The organism is Halarcobacter sp. (genome assembly GCF_963676935.1).
Taxonomy (GTDB): domain Bacteria; phylum Campylobacterota; class Campylobacteria; order Campylobacterales; family Arcobacteraceae; genus Halarcobacter.
In genome coordinates, this window is the sequence record NZ_OY781470.1 from 2,801,941 (window position 1) to 2,822,449 (window position 20,509).

Here is a 20,509-nt window from a genome sequence, read left to right on the forward strand (position 1 = left end):
ACGTGTTCACATGAAAAATAACTTAGTTTTATGTGCGAAAGTTGAGTTATAAAATTTAATATTTTTAAAATAAATTACAAATACTTAAAATATTTATATTAAAATTTTTTTTCTTTGCATAGTTTTCTATTAGATTCTGAATCTCTATTGCATAAGCGATACTTGTAATTAAAATATTTTTATTATTCAAGTCCAATGTTATATCTTCTAATTTAGACACCTTAAACTCATTTAAAAAGTTAGAATCATTTCTATCTATAACAGCTAAGACTTTTACTCTATTCTTTTCTAGCTTTTTTAATAAATCACTAGCCAGCTTTCCTGCTCCATAAAGAATCACTTCTTTTATATTTCTATACTCTAATATACTTATAAACATTTCACTATCTATTTCATTAATATTAATATTTTTTATTTTATATTCCAGATTAGTAAGACTTTTTGAATCTAAAAATTTTATCATTCCTATATCTAGCTTATTTATTAATATAACTTTTAAAAAATTGTATGAAAAATTTATAAAATATACAGGATTTTCTTTTTTTACTATTTCTATTATATCTTTTTGAGGAGTAGTTAATTTACTTAACTTATATAATATTAGTTGTAAGTAAATTTTTGTATCAATATTAAATATACATAAACTAGATAATAAATGTGTAGTTATAATATATAAAGATCTTGAATAAAAAAAACCTTCATATCTATTAAATAAACTATTATCTATTAAAAAATTTTTAATTGAAGATAAACTAAAAAACATATCTTCAATATGCTTATTAGATATTGATTGAGTAATAGAGTTTTCTCTTACAAACCAATTATACAATATGTTTTCAATACTTAAATTTTTCTTTGAATAAAAAAATAATTGTAGAGTAACAAATTGATCTTCATAAAATCTTTTTTCGGGAAAAAAGATTTTATTCTCAATAAAAAGATTTTTTTTATATATTTTATTACAAACCATTAGAGATATATTAGAAGTCATAAAATCTGATATAGGGTTATTTACAGAATATTCTTTGGGAGATATTGATAAAACCTCTTCTGAAGAATTTACTCTTTTATATCGACAAGTAACAATATCACATTTCTTATAAAAGGCCTCATTGTAAAGAAGCTCAACCATCTTCGGATGTATAGTATCATCACTATCTATAAAAATCAAATATCTTGTTTTTGAGTATTTAATCCCTGTATTTCTGGCTCCCCCTAGTCCTTTATTTTCTTGATTTATTATTTTTATACGAGAATCTTTTTCTTTATAATTTCGTGCAATACTTAAACTATTATCAGGTGACCCATCATTTATAATTAAAATTTCTATTTCTTTAAATGATTGTTTTATTACAGAGTCTAAACATTTTTTTAAATATTTTTCAACATTATAAATAGGAATTATCACACTCACAAGCTTATTCATAACTATTTAATCACTCACTTCTCAAGCATATGCATTTTTACATATTAATTCTAAATTATCATACATAGATTTCCACCCCTTACTCTCAATGATTTTATTATTATTTGCTCCTGAAAAGAAGGGGTATCCTTCTCTTCTTTTATCTATCTTTTGATTCAATTCTTTTTGAATAACTTTTTCCATAGTAGATATAATCTCTTTTACACTATATCCCTTTCCAAATCCTGAATTAAAAATATCACTATCATTTAAATCTAAATATTCTATAGCTTCAACATGAGCATTTGCCAAATCTTCAACATGGATATAATCCCTGATACAAGTCCCATCTTTAGTATCAAAATCATCTCTATATATAGACAAAGTATCTTTTTTACCAGTTATAACTTTTACAATAAGTGAGATAAAATGTATTTCAGGTTCATGTTTTTCACCTATTCTTGGGCTAAGTTCACCTTTATCATAAAAAATATCTACGCCAGCTATATTAAAATATCTAAAAATAATATATTTAAAATCTCTATTTTTTGAGAAACTATCTTTTAATATATCCTCACTCATTAATTTACTCATACCATAAGGATTTATAAGTTTTGTTTCAAAACTTTCTTCTATTTCTTTATTATTTTTAAGCTCTCCATAAACAGCAGCTAAACTTGAAAATATAAACTTTTTTACATTGTTATAAATAGTACACTTTATCAAGTTTGCTGTATTAAAAGTATTGTTTGTATAGTATTTTATAAGATTTTTTATTGATTCAGAAACAATACTACTACCTGCAAAATGTATTATCACATCAAATTTTTCTTTTTTAAATAATCCATTAAGTAAAAAGTATTGAGATAAATCTAATTCAACAAATCTAAAATCTTTTATCTCTTTTAATTTTTTAATTGTATCAATATGTCCTGTTGATAGATTATCAACAATAATTACATTATGACTAATTTTTTCAAGTAATTGCTTAGCAACATGACTACCAATATATCCAGCACCACCTGTAATTTTACAACTGCTCAATCAAAGCCCTCATCCACTGATGATTATTTCTAAAATGAGGTGAAGACACAAAATGTCCATCTACAACTACATCTTCATCTAGATATTCACATCCACTATTTATAAGGTCATCTTTCATTCCTTTATAACAAGTTGCTTTTTTGCCTTTCATTATTTTTGCAGAGATTGCAACCCAAGAGCCATGACAGATTGTTGCTATTAGCTTTTTCTTCTCATCCATCTCTTTTACAAAATCAAGTATCTCTTTTACTTGTCTTGCTCTATCCGGTCCTTCGTGTCCTCCGGGAATGACGACAATATCAAAATCCTTTTCCTTTAATTCACTGCATTTTATAGTTGGAGTTGCTTCTTGTCCAAGTTTACCACTTACACTTTTATCTCCTGCAATTGCCACATCAACTTTTATATTCTCTTCTTGCAGTCTATAAAAAGGGTAGGTAAACTCACTATCTTCAAACCCTTTCCCTATAATTATTACAGCTCTTTTTTCCATTTATATCTCCTTTGAAAGCAACAAAATAGTATTTCCTACTTTCATATTACTCATATCTTTTAATCTAAATATTTTACCAACATTTTTATCATTATTCAAAATAGATATTATTGAATTTTCATCATAAGTATTTAATTGTTTTAAATCATCTATTTTAAGTATTTCAACTTTTGTAGTTCCAAATTTTTTTATAGTATTATTGGGGAAAGACAAAGATAAATTTTTTACATCTTCATAGCAGTTTTTATTCTCATACTCTTTGCCTTGTCTTCCATAAGTATCATTTATCCTTGCTAAATCAAACTTATTTACAGGAGTTTCAATTTCCAGTACAAAGCACCTTCTTCATTAATTGCTTGTGTTTGATGAAAAATCTTTTTTTCAAAAAACAATCCATCTAAATTTTTTAATAAATTTGTTTTGTTTAGAGTACCACACATAACCTCACCATCTAAGCATACTAAAGAGGTTTGTTTTTTCACATGGCAATGCATTGATGTATTTTGCATATATCTTATATTTAATATCCATATTGCACAATACTCATTTTCATAAAGAAGATATTCACTTCCCCAAGGTTTTTTTACTAAAATATCTTTAAAATCAATATCACACTCTAAATCATTGTAAATTAACCCATCTAAGTTTTCTTTATCTTCTAATGCTGGTTCTAATATGTATTTTATATCTTTCATTCTGTCTCTATTTTTATCAATTTTATTGCTTGTTTCAGGATACTATTTGCTTCTTGTAAAGATTTATCTGATACTAATACAAAACATACTCTTGACGTCCCATCTTTATACTCTTTAATTGTATCACCCTTTTTTGCAAAAAGAAATATTTGCTCAACACCTTGTAATTTTTTTGCCTCTTCTATACCTTGAATATTTTTTATAATACCAGGTTTAGGGAAAGGTGATCCAGTAAGAGCATATTTATTTTTACTATTTTCTAATGCTTCATTTTTAAGCTTCTTACCTAATGCTGTTAAAATAGCATTTTGCATAATATTTTTACCTGTTGAAGCTGGAACTAAAAAGTACGGGTCTAAACCACCTGCAACTCTAACTGTTGCCTCAATAATTCTTACTCCCTTTTTAGTAACTATTGAATCTAATTTTACAGTACCTGATTTGATCCCTAAAACTTCACCTGTTTTTTTTGCCAAATCAAATAATTCTTCTTGGATATTTTTAGCTAAAGAACTAGGATTTTGCAATCCAATCTCTACAGGATAAATATCTCTTGTAAAAAATCTATCCGTGATATATTCAGGTACAAAATTTCCATTACAATCAAATATACATTGAACTGTTTGTTCTTCCCCTATATAAAACTCTTCTACTAAAATTTTTTCAAATGAGTTTAGCAATTCATCAATATGTTCTTTTATCCCTGTTTGATTATGAAATATTTTAGCACCTACACTACCAAAACCATTGTTTGGTTTAATGATTATAGGAAAATCAATATCAAGATTTAATTCTTTATCCTCTTTGGTCAAAATCTTAAATTTTGCATTTGGTATTATAGAATTTTCTATCTCTTTTCTAAATCTGGTCTTATCTTTACAAATAGTTGCTATCTCTTCACTTACTCCACAAAAACCAAAATAATCATTTACCGCGCCCATTGTAATTGCAGCATCAACAGCAATACATACTATTCCTTTTATATTGATGCCTTCTTTTTTTAATCGTTTTATATTTTCAATATGAGCCTCTTTATCATAAATACTAATATTTACAAAAATATCAACCTCATCTTTGGCTACACAATTACTATTATAGTCACTGCAAACAATCCCTAATCCCAAATTTTTTGCCTCTTCTATTGCAGGTATTTGATGAATAGAACCTCCAATTATCCAAATATACTCTTTCATTTATGCTCTTTTATAAAATTTTCCAACTGCTTTTTATCTTGTATATGTAAAAAATAAAAACCATTTAAATCACTTAAATGTTTAGATTCTTTTATTTTATCTATTTTTACTCTTGAAAAAACATTGGAAGGAAAATTATTTAAGTAATATTCATACTCTTCAAAATCTTTTTGAGATAAAATTAATTTAACAATTGCAAAATCTTTTCTTGATTTTTCAAACTCTATTTTTTTATTTAGAGCTGAGAATATAAGTAGTTGACAATAACTAATTCCAAAAGCCAAATTTATCAATTCACTTCTCCAACCTCCAACTCTGGAAGCTATTTCAATCAAATATATTTCACCTTTATCATCGATCTTTATTTCAATATGACAGGCTCCAAAAGATATATTAAAAGCTTTTAAAACATTTAAAGCAAACTCTTCAATCTTTTTTTCTAACTCTTTGTCAATTCTTGCAGGTAGTAATTGCTGTGTTTCTATTACTCTAGGTGGTTTACTTATATACTCTTCTGTTATGGCAATGATATGATGTTTTTTATCAACACTAATTGTTTCAATGCTAAATTGGACTCCCTTTATATATTCCTCAACTAAAACTGTTTTTGTTCTTGAATAAGGAACTGCCAATTTAATTGCATCTTCAAAATCCTCAGAAGAGTTTATAAAACTAACTCCTCTCCCTGCTGAACTATCAACCGGTTTTATAATGCAAGGGAAAAAATTCCAAGAGAGATCTTCTTTTAAAGACACTTTTTTATAAAGTGCTGTTTTTATGTAATTATCTTTAGCTATTTCTTTCATCTTTAGCTTATTTGTTGTATTCAATGCAACATTATATCCATTTGTTGGAAGATTCAATTTTTCACTTACATAACATGATGTGATATTGCCTATTTCCGTTGCAATTGTCAAAACTGCTACAGGTTTTATTTCTAAAGCTTTTTGTAAAATAGCCTCTTTATCTGCAATATCAATATGATAAAAGAAATCCGCATAGTTTTTACCTAAGCACTCTTTATCTGCATCAAAAAGATGAACAATAAAACACAATCTTTTTGCTTCGAAAATAAGTTCAAACTGCTCTTCACTTCCTGCTAATATAAAAATATCTTTCATTTAATAACTCTTACCGTTTTAAAAGCTTCAACACATTTTTTCCCTACTCTCATTCCTTGATATCGGGCATTTAATCTTATTCCCTCTATACTTCTTGGATGAGGGTATTCACGAAGTTCAGAATTATACTTTTTCATAGCCTCAATTTTTAATTCAATACTACTTTCCACATCAACAAAAAAATCAGGATAAAAAGAGAGAGGATAGCTCCATTCAGTGGAAGATAATATTTCAAAACTATAAATCTCTTTTACACTCTCCTTTTCCATTGGTCTAGTTGCAGTAAGCACTGCTTTATAAGTTATTTGATGGTCTATATTTAGATCATTTTCATAATGAGTAAAAATTATATCAGGCTTTATCTCTTCTTTCACTTTAGTTACCGCTTTTACGATATCAAGAAGAGCCACACTGTCAAAGCGGTTATCAGGAAAATTTTCCGTATATACTTTTTTTATTCCTATAAGATTATTTGCCTCTATTATTTCTTTATTTAAAAGCTTAAGCTCATTTTTTCTTTTTTCTATAACTCTTTTTTCATCTCTGCTTGTTTTTCCTTCTCCTAAAATCAAAGTATAAGCTTCATTCCCTTGATTTATAAGTTTTGAAACTGTTGCAAAGCAACCTAAAACCTCATCATCAGGATGTGCGGCTACAATCAATATCTTTTTATTCATTTTCAATAACCTCAAATCTTCCTATAACTTTATCACCTTTTTTATGTACTTCACTAAACTCTATTTTTAATGAATTAAAAGGGATAAAGGCTTTGGGATAACCCTCTGCATCTAACATTCTTACGAAATCATAAACTTTGTTTATAGTCAAATTGTCTTGTTCCAAAAGATTGCTTTGAAAAGGTTTTCTTCTTTTAAAAATTGTAACTTCCCCTTCTTGAGGAGTTGCTTTTAAATCTTTTTTCAGAAATTTGGGAATTATCTTTTGAAAAGTGATATTTGAAGCATTAATAAATATCTCTTCGGCACTGCCAATAGCAATATTCAAATCCTCTTTTAAATATATATCTCCACTATCTAACTCATTATTAACTCTTATTGCACTTATTTTAGTGTCATAAATTTCATTAACAATCAAATTTTGTAAAGGACTTCCTCCTCTGCCAAAGGGTAAGTCCGTCATATGAAAAACCACACATTCATATTTTTCATAAATAGTTTTAGGAATAATCCACGACCAATGCGGGAAAAATATATATTTCGGTTTTATCTTTTCTATAGCTTCATAAGTCAACTCTTCCACAGAAGTAAACAAAAAAAATTGGAACTCTTTTTCATATTTAGCTTTTAACTCAAAATAGTTTTTTATATTCCACTCTTTTATCGTGACAATTACTATACTTCTCAACTATTTTTCCTTTAAAGACTTTATCTTTTTTTCAACTATTTTTTCTAATTTTATAGTATCAAATTTTTCCAAAACATCATAATTATTCGTTAATAAATATTCATACATATCTTGTTGATTTAAAGCTGTTTTTATTGCAATAAAAGGAGTCTTTAGGAAGAGTACTTCATGGGCAATTACACTAGGACTAATAATAGCAAAATCACAACAGTTAATAAAAGAAGCTATATTATTACTATTTATATATATTTTTATATTTTTATATTTTTTACTATAATCTTTAAGTTTTTCTATATTTTTATTTGCAGTAGTTGTAACTACATCTATTTTTAGATTTGAAAACTTATTTAAAACATCTAAAATATTTATATTTATATTTGAGTGATCTGCTCCCCCCATAGCCAAAAAGACTTTTATCTGCTTTTCATCAAAATCGTTTTTCTTTCCTTTTTTTCTCTCTTTTTTAAACTCTTCTCTAATTAAAGTATAATTTTTTCCACATCTAAGTTCTGTAAAATTTGGAACAAGTATTTTATATCTCTCTTTTTTAGCACATATATTATGATTGAGTAAAATATCGCAATAATGTTTTTCATATAAATCATCAAAGACTAAGAGTTTTACTTTTGTCTCCTCTTTTACTCTTTTTTCATAATTTACATCTATGCCATAGTGATCTATTATCATAAAATCTATTTTCAGTTTTTTGATTAAGCCTATAATTTCATCTACATTATTTGTATTTAACTCTTTTAAATCATAACCTTTTTCTAAAATTTTTTCATTGAAATTACCTTCAAGATTCAAAGAGGCAAAGAAAATTTTATCTTTTTTATACTCTTCTGCCAGAACCAAATCTCTCATAAGATGCCCTATTCCTATATCAGATGAAGAATCAACTCTAAAAAGTATATTTTTCCTGTTTTTTATTACAGCCTCATATAAAAATTCTGCTGTTTCCCAATCCTCCAAAGTATCAATATCTTGAACCAAATATCTAGGTAAAACAATCGGTATACTATCTTGACCGAAAGTTATATCTTTTGATTTTTTATTCATGTTCTGCCAATAAAATTGTCCTGCATCTTGATAGGCTTCTTCTAAATCTTGACTTCTTTTTGTAATATTTTCAGGCCAAAACATTTGACATCTGTCATTTTTGGTAATTTTAAAAGTTCTTTGAATAGGAAAAGGCATAGAAGTAACAGAAAAAGCTCTAGATGCATCACTTTTTTTTAATTTAAAGAAACCTTGTTTAATATATTTTTCATCTATTAAAGGAGCCGTGGCATAGATTGTACAACAAAAGTCATATTCAAAACCCTTCTCTTTTAAATATCTTAATGCATGAGAAACAACAGCTCCCGTTCCCGTATAATCATCACTCAACTCTTTAGGTCTTAAAAAAGGAACTTCTGCACCGTATTTTTTTGCTATTTTACTTATCTTTTCATCATCTGTACTTACAATAATTTTATCAAAGAGTTCACTTCTTAAAGCAGCTTCAATAGAGTATGCAATTAGTGGTTTTTCATGGAAAAGTTTTATATTTTTTCTAGGTATTCTTTTACTTCCACCCCTTGCAGGAATTATGGCAATACACTTAGGCATATAATAAACCTTTTAAAGAGTTTATTACATAATTTTGTTTTTCTTCACTCAAGCTTGGAAAAATTGGTAAAGATAAAGCCTCTTCATAATACCTATCCATTTGAGGTGTATATTCATCTCCATATCCCAAACTTTTATAAAAAGGTTGTTTATTTATTGGCATATAATGAAGTTGTATCCCTATATTTTTATCTCTTAACTTATTAAAAAGCTCCTCTTTTGAAATTGAGAATTTTCTAAAATCAACTCTCACAATATAAAGATGATATGCAGATTCTTTTCTAAAAGGGTATAAAGGTTTTATGTTTTCTAATTTTTCAAAAAACTTATCATACCTTTTTGATATTGTGTATCTTTTTTCTAAAAAATTATCTAATTTTTTTAATTGTGAAATCCCTAATGCACATTGAATATCTGTAAGTCGATAATTAAAACCTAAATCTTGCATCTCATATTCCCAAGGTTTCATAGTTTGTGTTTTAATTATCCCATGATTTCGCAAGCTGAGCAGTTTCTCATAAATCTCTTTTGAGTTAGTTGTTATTGCTCCACCCTCACCTGTTGTAATATTTTTCACAGGATGAAAAGAGAAAATTGATATATCACTATTTTTACAACTACCAGCTTTAATTTCATTAAAACTTGCACCCAAACTGTGGGCACAATCTTCTAATATTTTTATATCATATGTTTTTTTTAAGTACTCTAATTTTTCTTGATTTACTGGATTTCCAGAAAAGTGTACCGCATAAATAGCTTTTATTGAAGAATCTTTTTTAAGTTCCTCTTCACAAAGCTCTAAGTCAATATTTCCATCCTCTTTAATATCTACAAAAATAGGTTTTGCTTCTACATAAAGTATTGAATTAGATGTGGCTAAAAAAGAGTTTGGAGTTGTTAAAACTTTATCATTTTTATTTAGTAAAACCATAGAAGATAGATGAAGAGCTGCCGTTCCATTTGATACAACAACACAATATTTAGCTCCAGTATATTTACAAAGGGCAAACTCAAACTCTTGAACTTTTGGTCCTGTAGTTAAGAAATCTGATTCTAAAACCTTTTCAACAACACTTATATCATCTTTTAAAATAGTTTGTTTTCCATAATTAACAATATTCATTATATATCTTTTACTATCTTTAAAATATCCTCTTTTTTATACCACAAAGTATTATCTCCCGAATTATATTCAAAACCTTGTTTAACTTTTTTCCCTTTTTCTCCAAGTTCATTTATTTTATAGTCTCTAACTTTTGTAAAAGTTATCGTTGGTTGAATAACAAAATGATTTTCAAACTCTAAAGTCAAATGAGAATCATCACTTGGGCACATTATTTCATGTAATTTTTCTCCTGGCCTAATTCCTATAATTTCATGGGGAATATTAGGAGCAAGGGCCTTTGCTAAATCAGTAATTTTCATAGAAGGGATTTTAGGAACAAAAATCTCTCCCCCTTGCATTCTTTCAAAGTTTTTCAAAACAAACTCAACACCCTCTTCAAGAGTAATTAAAAATCTAGTCATTTTTTCATCAGTTATAGGAAGTGCTTTAGCTTCATTTTTTATTAATTTTTTAAAATAAGGGACAACAGAACCCCTACTCCCAATAACATTTCCATATCTTACAACTGAAAATTGAATATCTTGATTTCCAACTAAATTATTTGCAGCTACAAATAGTTTATCAGAAGCTAGTTTTGTTGCTCCATATAAATTTACAGGATTTGCAGCTTTATCAGTTGATAGTGCAATTGTTTTTTTTACACCATTTTCCATCGCAGCATCAATAACATTTTGGGCACCATTTATATTTGTTTTTATACACTCCATTGGATTATACTCAGCAATTGGCACATGTTTTAATGCTGCTGCATGAATAACATAATCAACATCATTCATAGCTTTTTTTAATCTTGAAGCATCTCTTACATCTCCAATAAAATATCTCATACATTTACTATTATATTCTTGAGACATTTCATACTGTTTTAATTCATCCCTTGAATATATAATTATTTTATTTGGTTTATATTTTTCTAATAAAATCTTAGTATATTTTTTACCAAAACTTCCCGTTCCGCCAGTAATTAAAATATTTTTACCATCAAACATCTGATGCCTTTTTATCTAAATAAAAGATTTGTTTATAATATAATATCTAATAATTTATTTAACTTTGATTTTAAGAGTATATATGCAATAATTTATAACAATTAAATTTTATAGGTTAGATATGGCAGACTATATTCCAGAAGATATAAAAAAAATTCAAAAAAAACTAGCAACTTTTGAAAAAGACTCAAGAAACTATAAAAAATATACTAAAATATTGGCGAAACATATCAAAAGATTTAGTATGAAAAAAAGAGTTTCATCACATATCAAAACAATTGAGAATGTGGAAAAAATGCAAAAAGAAAATAATTTAGATAAAGATGAATAAAAAATTATTACATTTTGCAATATTACTACTTAGTTAAAAAAAATTTTGCTAAAATTCCAGCATAAATAAAAAGAGATTAGGAAAAACAATGGATGATAATCAAAAAAAATCTTTAGAGTTAGCTATCAAACAGATTGACAAAACATTTGGTAAAGGTACTCTAATAAGGCTAGGTGACAAAGAGGTTGTTCCTGTTGAATCGATTTCAACAGGTTCATTAGGTCTTGATTTAGCACTAGGTGTTGGTGGTTTACCAAAAGGTAGAGTTATAGAAATATATGGACCTGAATCTTCAGGTAAAACTACCCTTACACTTCATGCAATTGCAGAGTGTCAAAAAGCTGGTGGAGTTTGTGCTTTTATTGATGCAGAACATGCACTTGATGTTACATATGCAAGAAACCTTGGTGTTGATACAGATAACTTACTTGTATCTCAACCAGATTTTGGAGAACAGGCTTTAGAAATTTTAGAAACTGTTATTAGAAGTGGTGCTGTTGATTTAGTTGTTGTGGATTCTGTTGCTGCTTTAACTCCAAAAGTTGAGATTGATGGAGATATGGATGATCAACAAGTAGGAGTACAAGCTAGGCTTATGAGTAAAGCACTTAGAAAAGTTACTGGTCTTTTAAATAAAATGAACTGTACAGTTATTTTTATTAACCAAATTAGGATGAAAATTGGGATGACAGGTTACGGAAGTCCAGAAACAACAACTGGTGGTAATGCCCTTAAGTTTTATTCTTCTGTTAGACTTGATATTAGAAGAATTGCTACTTTAAAACAAGGTGAAAATTCTATAGGAAATAGAGTTAAAGTAAAAGTTGTAAAAAATAAAGTTGCAGCACCATTTAAACTAGCTGAATTTGATATTATGTTTGGGGAAGGTATCTCTAAAACTGGAGAATTGATTGATTATGGTGTAAAACTTGATATTGTAGATAAAGCTGGAGCTTGGTTTAGTTATGGAGATAACAAAATAGGTCAAGGAAAAGAAAACTCAAAAGTATTCTTAAAAGAGAACCCTGAAATTGCAAAAGAAGTTGAAGAAAAAATCTTAACTGCAATGGGTGTAAATGATGAAATCATTCAAGGTGAACCTGAAAATGATGAAGATTAGGATTAATCCTTTTCTTCACTGATTTAATTTATCTACTTATCTAACATTTTATTTGCTATTTCAAGATATTCTTTTGTAGTTTGATTATCAGGTTCTATTTCAAGACATCTATTTATCAGTTTCAAAGCTTCTTTTGCATCTTCAAAATCTAAAAGTGTAAGAGCATAATTTTGTAAATATTCTAACTTTTCTTCTAACTCTATAGCTTTTTGATGTGCTTCAATCGCTTTTTCTTCATTTTTTCTACAGTTTTTATAAAATAAAGCTAAGCCATTCCATACTTCGTGTAATTTATTATTGATCTCCAAAATTGTTACATAAAGATATTCTGCTTCATTGTATCTTTCTTGTTTTTCGTAAGTATATGCTAAATAATTTGCAGCACTTAAAGAAGACTCATTTTCTACTAAATTTGAAAAAACTTTTTCTGCTTTTTGATACTCTTTTTTATGTAAATATGCTTTTCCTAATCCTAAAGATGCATCTGTTAACTTAACATTGATTCGTAAGGCTTTTTTAAAACTATCTATTGCTTCATCTAATTTACCTAAAGCAAATAAACAATTACCATATGCAATAAATATTTCTGGAAAGTTAAATTCATAGTTGTTAATGATATATTCATATTGGATTAAAGATTCTTCATATTTACCTGTTTTAAACAACTCTAATGCAAACCCAATTTGTAAACCTAATGTTCTTTTATCTATACTTTCCATAAATCATTCCTAAGTTTCAACTTCTTAACTCTACCATTTTAAGCTATAATTTTCAAACTTTTTTACACAAAATCTAATCTTTAATTATATTATTCTTCATAAAGCAACAAAAAATAAAAAATTAAGTATAATATTGTGATTTAATCAAAAATAGGAGACCTGAGATGGTATTTATTGATAATGTTTACGCGGATGAAGTATTAGATTCAAGAGGTAATCCAACAGTTAGAGCAACTGTTATATTAAGTGATGGTACAAAAGCGAGTGCTATAGTTCCTAGTGGAGCAAGTACTGGTAAAAGAGAAGCTTTAGAATTAAGAGATGGTGATGATAGATTTTTAGGTAAAGGTGTTCTAAAAGCTGTTGAAAATGTTAACACAACTATTGCAGATGAATTATTAGGTTTAAGTCCATACAATCAAGCAGAGATTGATGCGACTATGAAAGATATTGATGGTACACAAAATTATTCAAATTTAGGTGCTAATGCAGTTTTAGGTGTATCTATGGCAGTTGCACGTGCCGCTGCTACATCTTTAGATATTCCATTATATAGATATTTAGGTGGAGCGAATGCTATGACTATGCCTGTTCCTATGTTTAATATTATTAATGGTGGAGAGCATGCAAATAACTCTGTTGATTTCCAAGAATATATGGTTATGCCAGTTGGATTTGAAAACTTCAATGATGGATTAAGAGCTGTTTCTGAGATTTATCAAAATCTAAAAAAAGTTATTGATGGTATGGGTGAATCTACAGCAGTTGGTGATGAGGGTGGATTTGCTCCAAACTTAAAATCAAACGAAGAACCTATCCAAGTTATTTTAGAAGCTGTTGAAAAAGCTGGATATAAAGCTGGTGAGCAAATTGCAATTGCACTTGATGTTGCAGCATCAGAACTTACAACTGAAGATGGTAAATATGAACTTAAAGGTGAAGGTAGAGTTTTAACTTCTGAAGAACTTGTTTCTTATTATGAAGATTTATGTACTAAATACCCTATTGTTTCTATTGAAGATGGTCTTTCAGAAGATGATTGGGATGGATGGAAAATTTTAACTGATAGACTTGGTTCAAAAGTTCAATTAGTTGGTGATGATTTATTTGTTACAAATGCAAATATCTTAAATGAAGGAATTCAAAAAGGTATTGGAAACTCGATTTTAATTAAACCAAACCAAATTGGATCAGTTAGTGAAACTATGCTTACAATTAGACTTGCACAAAGAAACAACTACAACTGCGTAATGTCTCACAGATCAGGTGAATCTGAAGATGCATTTATTGCAGACTTTGCTGTTGCATTAAACTGCGGTCAAATCAAAACTGGTTCAACAGCTAGAAGTGATAGAATCGCAAAATACAACAGACTTTTAGAGATTGGTGCAGAGATTGGTTATGCTGAATATTTAGGGAAACAACCTTTTTCTAAATAATTTATGAAAGAAAAAAAGCATACAATTAAGAAATTCTCGTTATTAGCAATATTTTCTATTGCTGTAACGATTTTTCTTGGTTATCATGTTTCTAATATTCTTTTTGGAGATAATTCTTTAGAGGTATATAGTTCTCTAAAGCACAAAAAAGCATATCTTAAAAGTGAAATAAAAAGATTGCAAGAGGAAAATGCTTATCTTCAAAAAGAGTATTTTGAACTTAAAAATTTGGAGCCTGAAGAATGAAAAACTTATTTACACTACTATTAGTACTATCTGTTAGCTTAATTGCTAGAGAAAATCCTTTTGAAGCAACAAATGCTTATGAAGAAGAAGCAGCAAGAATTATTGAGATGAACGAAGTTGAAGAGGATTATGCAGTAGAGTTTCAACAAGAGCAACAATACGTAAATGAGATGTACGAGAAAATGAATAAGCCTGAAGAGGAGAAACCTAAAGTACCTGCTTTAACAGAAGAAAAAGTACAAAAAATGATTAAAAAGGCACAAAAAGAGACTGAAAAGAAAGCAAAAAATATTGCTAAAGAGGTTATTGTCGAACAACCAAAACAAGTTGAACAAGTGGTTTATGTAAAACCAAGACTTGATGTTGTAAATGAAAAACAACTTCTTCCTTTTGTAAAAATTGAATATGATAATGATAGAATTGATATTTTTTCAAAATACTCTGTTAGCAAAAAAATAACTCTTCCAGGTGAGAAAAAAGTTGTTCTTGATTTTAATGCAAAAGAAAATTTCTATACAGTAAGAGATGAATTAAAATCTACAAATTTTCCTAAAATAGCTGTAGGAAATCACAAAGATGAAAACTTTTTTAGAATTGTAATTGAACTTGCAAGTACTCCAGATGATTATGAAGTAACTTACGATAATGAAAAAGTTAGTGTTATAAAACTTTACGAATAACTATTTTAGATTATTATCAAGCTTAACAAAGTGAGATAATAATCTTATCGCTATCATTACAAATAAAACCTCAATAATTGAAGCTAAAATAAACGCATAATAATAGTATTGTGTAATTGAATGATTATGATATGCTAAAGTTGCTACGGCAATTAATAGAGTCAATGGCATAGAATGAGAAAGACCTATCATATAAAATCTATTCCAACCAATTGTTTTAATAAATAGTGTTGAAGCTACTATTCTTATAAGAATCATTGCAAGAGCAATTAAAATAGCATGTTTTACTAAACCATCATGTAATAAAGACTCAATCTCAAAGGAAGAACCAACATAAATAAAAAATATTGGTACTAACCAACCAAAACCAAAGTGTTCTAACTTATGAGGTAATTGTTTATTATGTTCTTCGAAAAATGTAGTAATAAAAGTTCCTGCAATAAATGCTCCAAAAGCAACCTCTAAATGTAGATACATCATAACTGTAATCATTAAAAAGAATATAGCCATAGAAACTCTAATATCTTGTTCTTGATTGTCTTTTTCTGGCATTAATACAGCTTTAATCTCAGGATACCACCAAATTGCATTATGAAACAATTTATATACAAAAAGCATAAATATTAAAAAGAAAATGAATAAAGCCATAGTTTTATAAAATTCAAAATTTAAACCAAATTCTAAAGCTGCTGAAACAGTTGTTAATGCAAAAATCGATACTATTTCACCTATAAGACCTACTGTAATAGAGAGTTTAATCCATTCAACATCCCCATACTCTTTTTTTAGTGCAGCCAATAATCCTATTGAAATCAAAGGTAAAACAACAATAAATATTTTTCCAAGTTCAAAATAAAAAGTTATTGCCGTAGCTAAAGAGAAAAGAATCACATTATAAAAAATTGATCTTCTAAGTAAATCGCCTGAAATATTAATCAATTTTTTTAAATCTACTTCTAAACCTGCTAAAAACATCAAATATAAAAAACCTAGCTCTGCAACAAGTTCTAAGATAGAATGTTCAACTATAAATGCAAAATATGCAGCAATAGCACCTAAAATTATCTCAACAGTAATAGTAGGAAGTTTTAATACACGAGAGACAAGTGGAGAAAGAAAAATAATTAATGATATTGAGATAATAATCAGTATTTCTTCACTCATCTTACTCTACCTTAGTTTCTTTCTCTTGTTATTTTAAAACCTAATTTTTCAAGTTCATCCATATCTTCTTTAGCAGATTTACCAGCTGTTGTTAAATAATCACCAATAACAAAAGCATTTGCTCCATTTTCAAAGATTTTATATTGTTCTTCACCAAACATAAGTTCTCTTCCACCTGCAACCATTATTTTCATTGCATTTGGAACCATTTTTCTAGCTAATTTAATTAAGTCAAAAGCCTCTTCTCTACTAATTGTACTAGCTTTAATAGGTAAAGCTGGATTATGAATAAAAAAGTTTAAAGGTACATTCATAGGTTCTAAAGAGGCAATAGATTCAAGCATCGAAACTCTTTGTTCTTGAGTTTCACCTAAACCAAAGATTCCCCCACATACTAATCTTAATCCAACCTCTTTTACATTTTTACATGTTTGATATCGCTCTTCCCATGTATGAGTTGTAACAATCTCTGAATAAAAATCTTGTGCTGTCTCTAAGTTATGATTATATGCATCAACTCCAGCTTCTTTTAATGTTTGAAGTTGCTCAACACTTGCTGTACCATTACAGGCAATTAAAATTAAACCCAGATTCTCTTTTTTAACTGCACGTGCTGCTTCACAAACAAATTTTAATCTTTTGTCAGTAAGACCTTTACCTGCTGTTACAAGACAAAATCCATTTGCATTGTTTTCTCTTGCTCTTTTTGCTTCTTCAACAATTTGTTCTATCTCTTTTTGTTTATATCTTTGAATATCTGCTTTATACTTTACACTTTGTGTACAAAATTTACAGTCTTCATTACATGTACCACTTTCTATATTACAAATAGCACATAAAAAAATATCTTTATTTTTATCATTTACGCTCATATTTAATCTCTTCTTTTAAAAATTTATTTTCATTTATATCTTTTGAGTAATAGTGGATTATATACTCATTTTCATTAATATCTAACAAGATACACTCAACTAAAGGTTTCTCTCTAGCACACACTTCTCCTGGGTTTAAAAATAGTGTTCCATTTTTATAATCAGTTTCAAAAATATGTGTATGTCCATAAATTACTATATCTGTATCACCTGTTAAATAAAAAGGCAAATGCATAAGTTTGAAACTAGTATCTTTAATCTTAAAATAATAAGGTTCTTGCTTGATATTGTATTTAGAAGATAACTCAATCAAAGAAAAATCATTATTCCCAAATACACAAACATAAGTTAATCCTGATTCTTCTAAATGTTTTAAGTTCTCTTCTTTACATAAATCACCAGCATGAATTAAGTATTCTGCTTGGTTTTCTTTTAAAAGGTTTATAACCTCTTTAGTATAGTCACTTTTATAGTGACTATCTGATAAAATTCCTACTTTCATCTATTTCTTTGTAGTTGTTTTTACTGCTGACTTTTTTCTTGTCGTTCTTTTTGTTGTTGTTTTCTTAGCTGCTGTTTTTTTTGCTGCTGTTTTAGACTTTGGATCTTTCGCAATTATCTCTAAAGTCTGCTCTAAAGTTAAATCTTCAGCTTCAACACTTTTTGGTATTTTGAAGTTTTTTCTTCCTTGTTTTATATATGGTCCATATTGACCTATTAAAACTTGGATTTTTTCTTCAGGGAACTCTTTTATTAAAGCTTTTGCTTTTGCTTCATCAATCTCTTTTATCACTTCTAAAGCCCTTGGAAGTTCAATTGTATAAGGATCATCTTGTTTTAAAGAATAAAACTTTGTTTTAACTTGTAAATATGGACCAAATCTTCCAATATTTGCTTTTATATCTTCACCCTCTTGCGTTTGTCCCACAACTCTTGGCAGGGTAAATAAAAACAATGCTTCATCAAGTGTAATAGTATCCATATTTAGATGGTCAGGAATCGCAACAAACTGTGGTTTTTCCTCATCATCTTTTGTACCTATTTGAACAAAGGGACCAAATCTTCCAACTCTTGCACTAATTGGTTTCCCAGACTTAGGATCTGTTCCTATCTCTCTTATTTGAAGATAGTCCTCTTTATTTACACTCTCTTCTTTTTCATTAATAGTTTTTTTGAAATCCCCATAAAAATGTTGCATAACTTGTTGCCAAGCAATTTTCCCCTCTGCAATCTCATCAAAGTCTTCTTCAACTTTTGCTGTAAAACCTAAATCTACAATATGTGGGAAATGATCAACTAAAAAGCTATTTACAATCTCTCCTGTTGGAGTTGGAGCTAATTTTTTATCTTCAGTTTTTGTTACATATTCTCTTTGTTGAATAGTTGAAATAGTTGGAGCATAAGTAGATGGTCTTCCTATCCCTTCACTCTCCAATTTTTTAACTAAACTAGCTTCTGTATATCTTGCAGGTGGCTTTGTAAAGTTTTGTTCTAAATCTAATTTTTCTAAATCTAAAACTGTTCCTACTTTAATAGTTGGCAAAATCTTTTCACTACTATCTAAAACTGCTTCTGGATTATCACTACCTTCAGTATAAGCTTTCATGAATCCTGGGAAAATTATTCTTTGACCCTTTGATTGAAACTCATACTCTTTATCTTTTCCTGCACTTATTTTATATGTAGTATTAGCTATTTTTGCAGGTGCCATTTGAGTTGCTAGTGTTCTTTTCCAAATAAGACTATAAAGTTTAAATTGAGCTGGTTCAACATAAGATTTAATATCACTTGGTTTAAGTGCCATATTTACTGGACGAATTGCTTCGTGAGCTTCTTGTGCTCCTTTTGCTTTAGAACGATAAACTCTAGGTTTAGCTAAAGCATACTCTTTCCCATATTCATTTTCAATAACTTCTTTTGCGGCACTTGTAGCAACTTTTGAAAGATTTAAGGAATCTGTTCTCATATAAGTTATCAAACCACCTGTATGGTTTGGTATATTCCCAACATTTCCTTCATAAAGTTGTTGAGCTATAACCATAGTTTGTCTAACAGATAATCCAAGTTTTCTACTTGCTTCTTGTTGTAATGTAGATGTTGTAAAAGGTGCTGCTGGGTTTCTGTTGCTCTCTTTTTCTTCAATATCAAAAAGTTCAAATTTACCTTGATTTATAGAAGTTTCAATCTCTTTTGCTTCTTGCTCATTTTTTACTTTTTTTGCTTTTCCATCAATTTTTGCTAATTCAGATTTCAACTCAGGATTTATAAAATCAGCTTTGATTTTCCAAAACTCTTCAGGAACGAATTCCCTAATCTCATTTTCTCTATCAACAATTATTTTAACAGCAACAGATTGAACTCTTCCAGCACTAAGTCCATATCTAACCTTTTTCCATAATAAAGGTGAAAGCTCATAACCAACTGCTCTGTCAAGAATTCTTCTTGCTTGTTGAGCATCAACTAAGTGTTGATCAACTTCTCTTGGGTTATTAATAGCCTCTAAAATTGCACCTTTAGTGATTTCGTGGAAAACAATTCTTTTTATAGGGTTTTTTTCAATTTTAAGCGCAGGGATAAGATGCCAAGCAATAGCTTCTCCCTCTCGGTCCTCATCGGCCGCTAGGTAGATTGTAGTATCTTTAGTAATCTCTTTTTTTAAATCACTTATAACTTTTTTCTTATCTGTTGAGATAAGATATTTTGGTTCAAAATTATTTTCAGGATCAAACCCTAACTTTGATTTAGGTAAGTCTCTTACATGTCCCATTGAGGCCATAACTTTATAGTCTTTTCCTAAAAACTTTGAAATTGTTTTTGCTTTTGCTGGTGACTCCACTATTACTAAATTTTTCACTAATACATACCCTTAATTTTTTAAATCTCGAATTCTAACATA

General features: G+C 28.3%; 22 protein-coding genes. 5 read left to right on the plus strand and 17 right to left on the minus strand.

The window, feature by feature from the left end; all coding sequences use genetic code 11:
• Window positions 1-64: 64 nt before the first annotated feature.
• The 12 genes from ACKU4C_RS13620 to pseB all read right to left on the minus strand — a co-directional run bounded on the left by ACKU4C_RS13620 (window position 65) and on the right by pseB (window position 11,042).
• Window positions 65-1,414, minus strand: a complete 1,350-nt coding sequence (locus tag ACKU4C_RS13620; RefSeq protein WP_321312884.1) for a glycosyltransferase family 2 protein — start codon at window positions 1,412-1,414, stop codon at window positions 65-67.
• A 33-nt stretch (window positions 1,415-1,447) separates the two neighbouring features.
• Window positions 1,448-2,449 (minus strand): UDP-glucose 4-epimerase GalE, encoded by a 1,002-nt coding sequence (galE, locus tag ACKU4C_RS13625; protein ID WP_321312886.1) that lies wholly within the window; start codon window positions 2,447-2,449, stop codon window positions 1,448-1,450.
• Complete coding sequence (locus ACKU4C_RS13630; RefSeq protein WP_321312888.1) at window positions 2,436-2,942, minus strand: DJ-1/PfpI/YhbO family deglycase/protease; 507 nt, start codon at window positions 2,940-2,942, stop codon at window positions 2,436-2,438. The genes galE and ACKU4C_RS13630 overlap by 14 nt, the downstream gene beginning before the upstream one ends.
• Window positions 2,943-3,155 carry a hypothetical protein gene (locus ACKU4C_RS13635; RefSeq protein ID WP_321312889.1) on the minus strand — a complete coding sequence of 71 codons (213 nt, stop codon included), beginning with the start codon at window positions 3,153-3,155 and terminating at the stop codon, window positions 2,943-2,945. It lies immediately after the preceding gene.
• Between the two features lie 95 nt (window positions 3,156-3,250).
• The gene (locus ACKU4C_RS13640; RefSeq protein ID WP_321312891.1) at window positions 3,251-3,637 is read right to left on the minus strand and encodes a hypothetical protein; all 387 of its coding nucleotides are present in this window, start codon (window positions 3,635-3,637) and stop codon (window positions 3,251-3,253) included.
• The gene (locus tag ACKU4C_RS13645; protein ID WP_321312893.1) at window positions 3,634-4,830 is read right to left on the minus strand and encodes an ATP-grasp domain-containing protein; all 1,197 of its coding nucleotides are present in this window, start codon (window positions 4,828-4,830) and stop codon (window positions 3,634-3,636) included. Before ACKU4C_RS13645 ends, ACKU4C_RS13640 begins: the two co-directional genes overlap by 4 nt.
• On the minus strand, window positions 4,827-5,951 hold the full coding sequence (locus tag ACKU4C_RS13650; protein ID WP_321312895.1) for an ATP-grasp domain-containing protein: 1,125 nt from the start codon (window positions 5,949-5,951) through the stop codon (window positions 4,827-4,829). Before ACKU4C_RS13650 ends, ACKU4C_RS13645 begins: the two co-directional genes overlap by 4 nt.
• Window positions 5,948-6,628 (minus strand): PIG-L deacetylase family protein, encoded by a 681-nt coding sequence (locus ACKU4C_RS13655; RefSeq protein WP_321312897.1) that lies wholly within the window; start codon window positions 6,626-6,628, stop codon window positions 5,948-5,950. The genes ACKU4C_RS13650 and ACKU4C_RS13655 overlap by 4 nt, the downstream gene beginning before the upstream one ends.
• The gene (locus tag ACKU4C_RS13660; protein WP_321312899.1) at window positions 6,621-7,316 is read right to left on the minus strand and encodes a methionyl-tRNA formyltransferase; all 696 of its coding nucleotides are present in this window, start codon (window positions 7,314-7,316) and stop codon (window positions 6,621-6,623) included. The genes ACKU4C_RS13655 and ACKU4C_RS13660 overlap by 8 nt, the downstream gene beginning before the upstream one ends.
• Window positions 7,317-8,927, minus strand: a complete 1,611-nt coding sequence (gene pseF / locus ACKU4C_RS13665; RefSeq protein WP_321312900.1) for a pseudaminic acid cytidylyltransferase — start codon at window positions 8,925-8,927, stop codon at window positions 7,317-7,319.
• Window positions 8,920-10,050 (minus strand): UDP-4-amino-4,6-dideoxy-N-acetyl-beta-L-altrosamine transaminase, encoded by a 1,131-nt coding sequence (gene pseC / locus ACKU4C_RS13670; protein WP_321312901.1) that lies wholly within the window; start codon window positions 10,048-10,050, stop codon window positions 8,920-8,922. Before pseC ends, pseF begins: the two co-directional genes overlap by 8 nt.
• Window positions 10,050-11,042, minus strand: coding sequence for a UDP-N-acetylglucosamine 4,6-dehydratase (inverting) (gene pseB / locus ACKU4C_RS13675; protein ID WP_321312903.1), 993 nt, complete (start codon window positions 11,040-11,042; stop codon window positions 10,050-10,052). The genes pseC and pseB overlap by 1 nt, the downstream gene beginning before the upstream one ends.
• 121 nt (window positions 11,043-11,163) lie before the next feature.
• On the opposite strand from pseB, the gene ACKU4C_RS13680 reads away from it, so the two are divergent.
• Both ACKU4C_RS13680 and recA read left to right on the plus strand, forming a co-directional pair.
• Window positions 11,164-11,373, plus strand: a complete 210-nt coding sequence (locus ACKU4C_RS13680) for a hypothetical protein (protein WP_321312905.1) — start codon at window positions 11,164-11,166, stop codon at window positions 11,371-11,373.
• Between the two features lie 88 nt (window positions 11,374-11,461).
• Entirely contained in the window at window positions 11,462-12,493 is a 1,032-nt protein-coding gene (gene recA, locus ACKU4C_RS13685) for a recombinase RecA (protein ID WP_321312907.1), read from the plus strand.
• Between the two features lie 32 nt (window positions 12,494-12,525).
• Here the strand turns inward: recA and ACKU4C_RS13690 are convergent, their stop codons facing one another.
• Window positions 12,526-13,212: a tetratricopeptide repeat protein gene (locus tag ACKU4C_RS13690; protein WP_321312909.1), complete on the minus strand. Its 687-nt coding sequence runs from the start codon at window positions 13,210-13,212 to the stop codon at window positions 12,526-12,528.
• A 164-nt stretch (window positions 13,213-13,376) separates the two neighbouring features.
• Here ACKU4C_RS13690 and eno point away from each other — a divergent pair, with 164 nt between their 5' ends.
• From eno to ACKU4C_RS13705, 3 genes are read left to right on the plus strand one after another with little or no spacing between them, the layout of a single operon-like run.
• Window positions 13,377-14,651 carry a phosphopyruvate hydratase gene (eno, locus tag ACKU4C_RS13695; RefSeq protein WP_321312911.1) on the plus strand — a complete coding sequence of 425 codons (1,275 nt, stop codon included), beginning with the start codon at window positions 13,377-13,379 and terminating at the stop codon, window positions 14,649-14,651.
• A gap of 3 nt (window positions 14,652-14,654) precedes the next feature.
• The gene (locus ACKU4C_RS13700) at window positions 14,655-14,897 is read left to right on the plus strand and encodes a septum formation initiator family protein (protein ID WP_321312913.1); all 243 of its coding nucleotides are present in this window, start codon (window positions 14,655-14,657) and stop codon (window positions 14,895-14,897) included.
• The gene (locus ACKU4C_RS13705; protein WP_321312915.1) at window positions 14,894-15,577 is read left to right on the plus strand and encodes an AMIN domain-containing protein; all 684 of its coding nucleotides are present in this window, start codon (window positions 14,894-14,896) and stop codon (window positions 15,575-15,577) included. The genes ACKU4C_RS13700 and ACKU4C_RS13705 overlap by 4 nt, the downstream gene beginning before the upstream one ends.
• Here ACKU4C_RS13705 and ACKU4C_RS13710 read toward each other — a convergent pair whose 3' ends face one another.
• The 4 genes from ACKU4C_RS13710 to topA are packed head-to-tail and all read right to left on the minus strand — an operon-like array spanning window position 15,578 to window position 20,467.
• The gene (locus ACKU4C_RS13710; protein WP_321312917.1) at window positions 15,578-16,741 is read right to left on the minus strand and encodes a cation:proton antiporter; all 1,164 of its coding nucleotides are present in this window, start codon (window positions 16,739-16,741) and stop codon (window positions 15,578-15,580) included.
• 11 nt (window positions 16,742-16,752) lie between these two features.
• A complete protein-coding gene (locus ACKU4C_RS13715; protein WP_321312919.1) occupies window positions 16,753-17,613 on the minus strand; it encodes a biotin synthase in 861 nt (286 codons plus the stop codon).
• The gene (locus ACKU4C_RS13720) at window positions 17,600-18,115 is read right to left on the minus strand and encodes a YfcE family phosphodiesterase (RefSeq protein ID WP_321312921.1); all 516 of its coding nucleotides are present in this window, start codon (window positions 18,113-18,115) and stop codon (window positions 17,600-17,602) included. Before ACKU4C_RS13720 ends, ACKU4C_RS13715 begins: the two co-directional genes overlap by 14 nt.
• Complete coding sequence (gene topA, locus ACKU4C_RS13725; protein ID WP_321312922.1) at window positions 18,116-20,467, minus strand: type I DNA topoisomerase; 2,352 nt, start codon at window positions 20,465-20,467, stop codon at window positions 18,116-18,118.
• Between the last annotated feature and the right edge of the window lie 42 nt (window positions 20,468-20,509).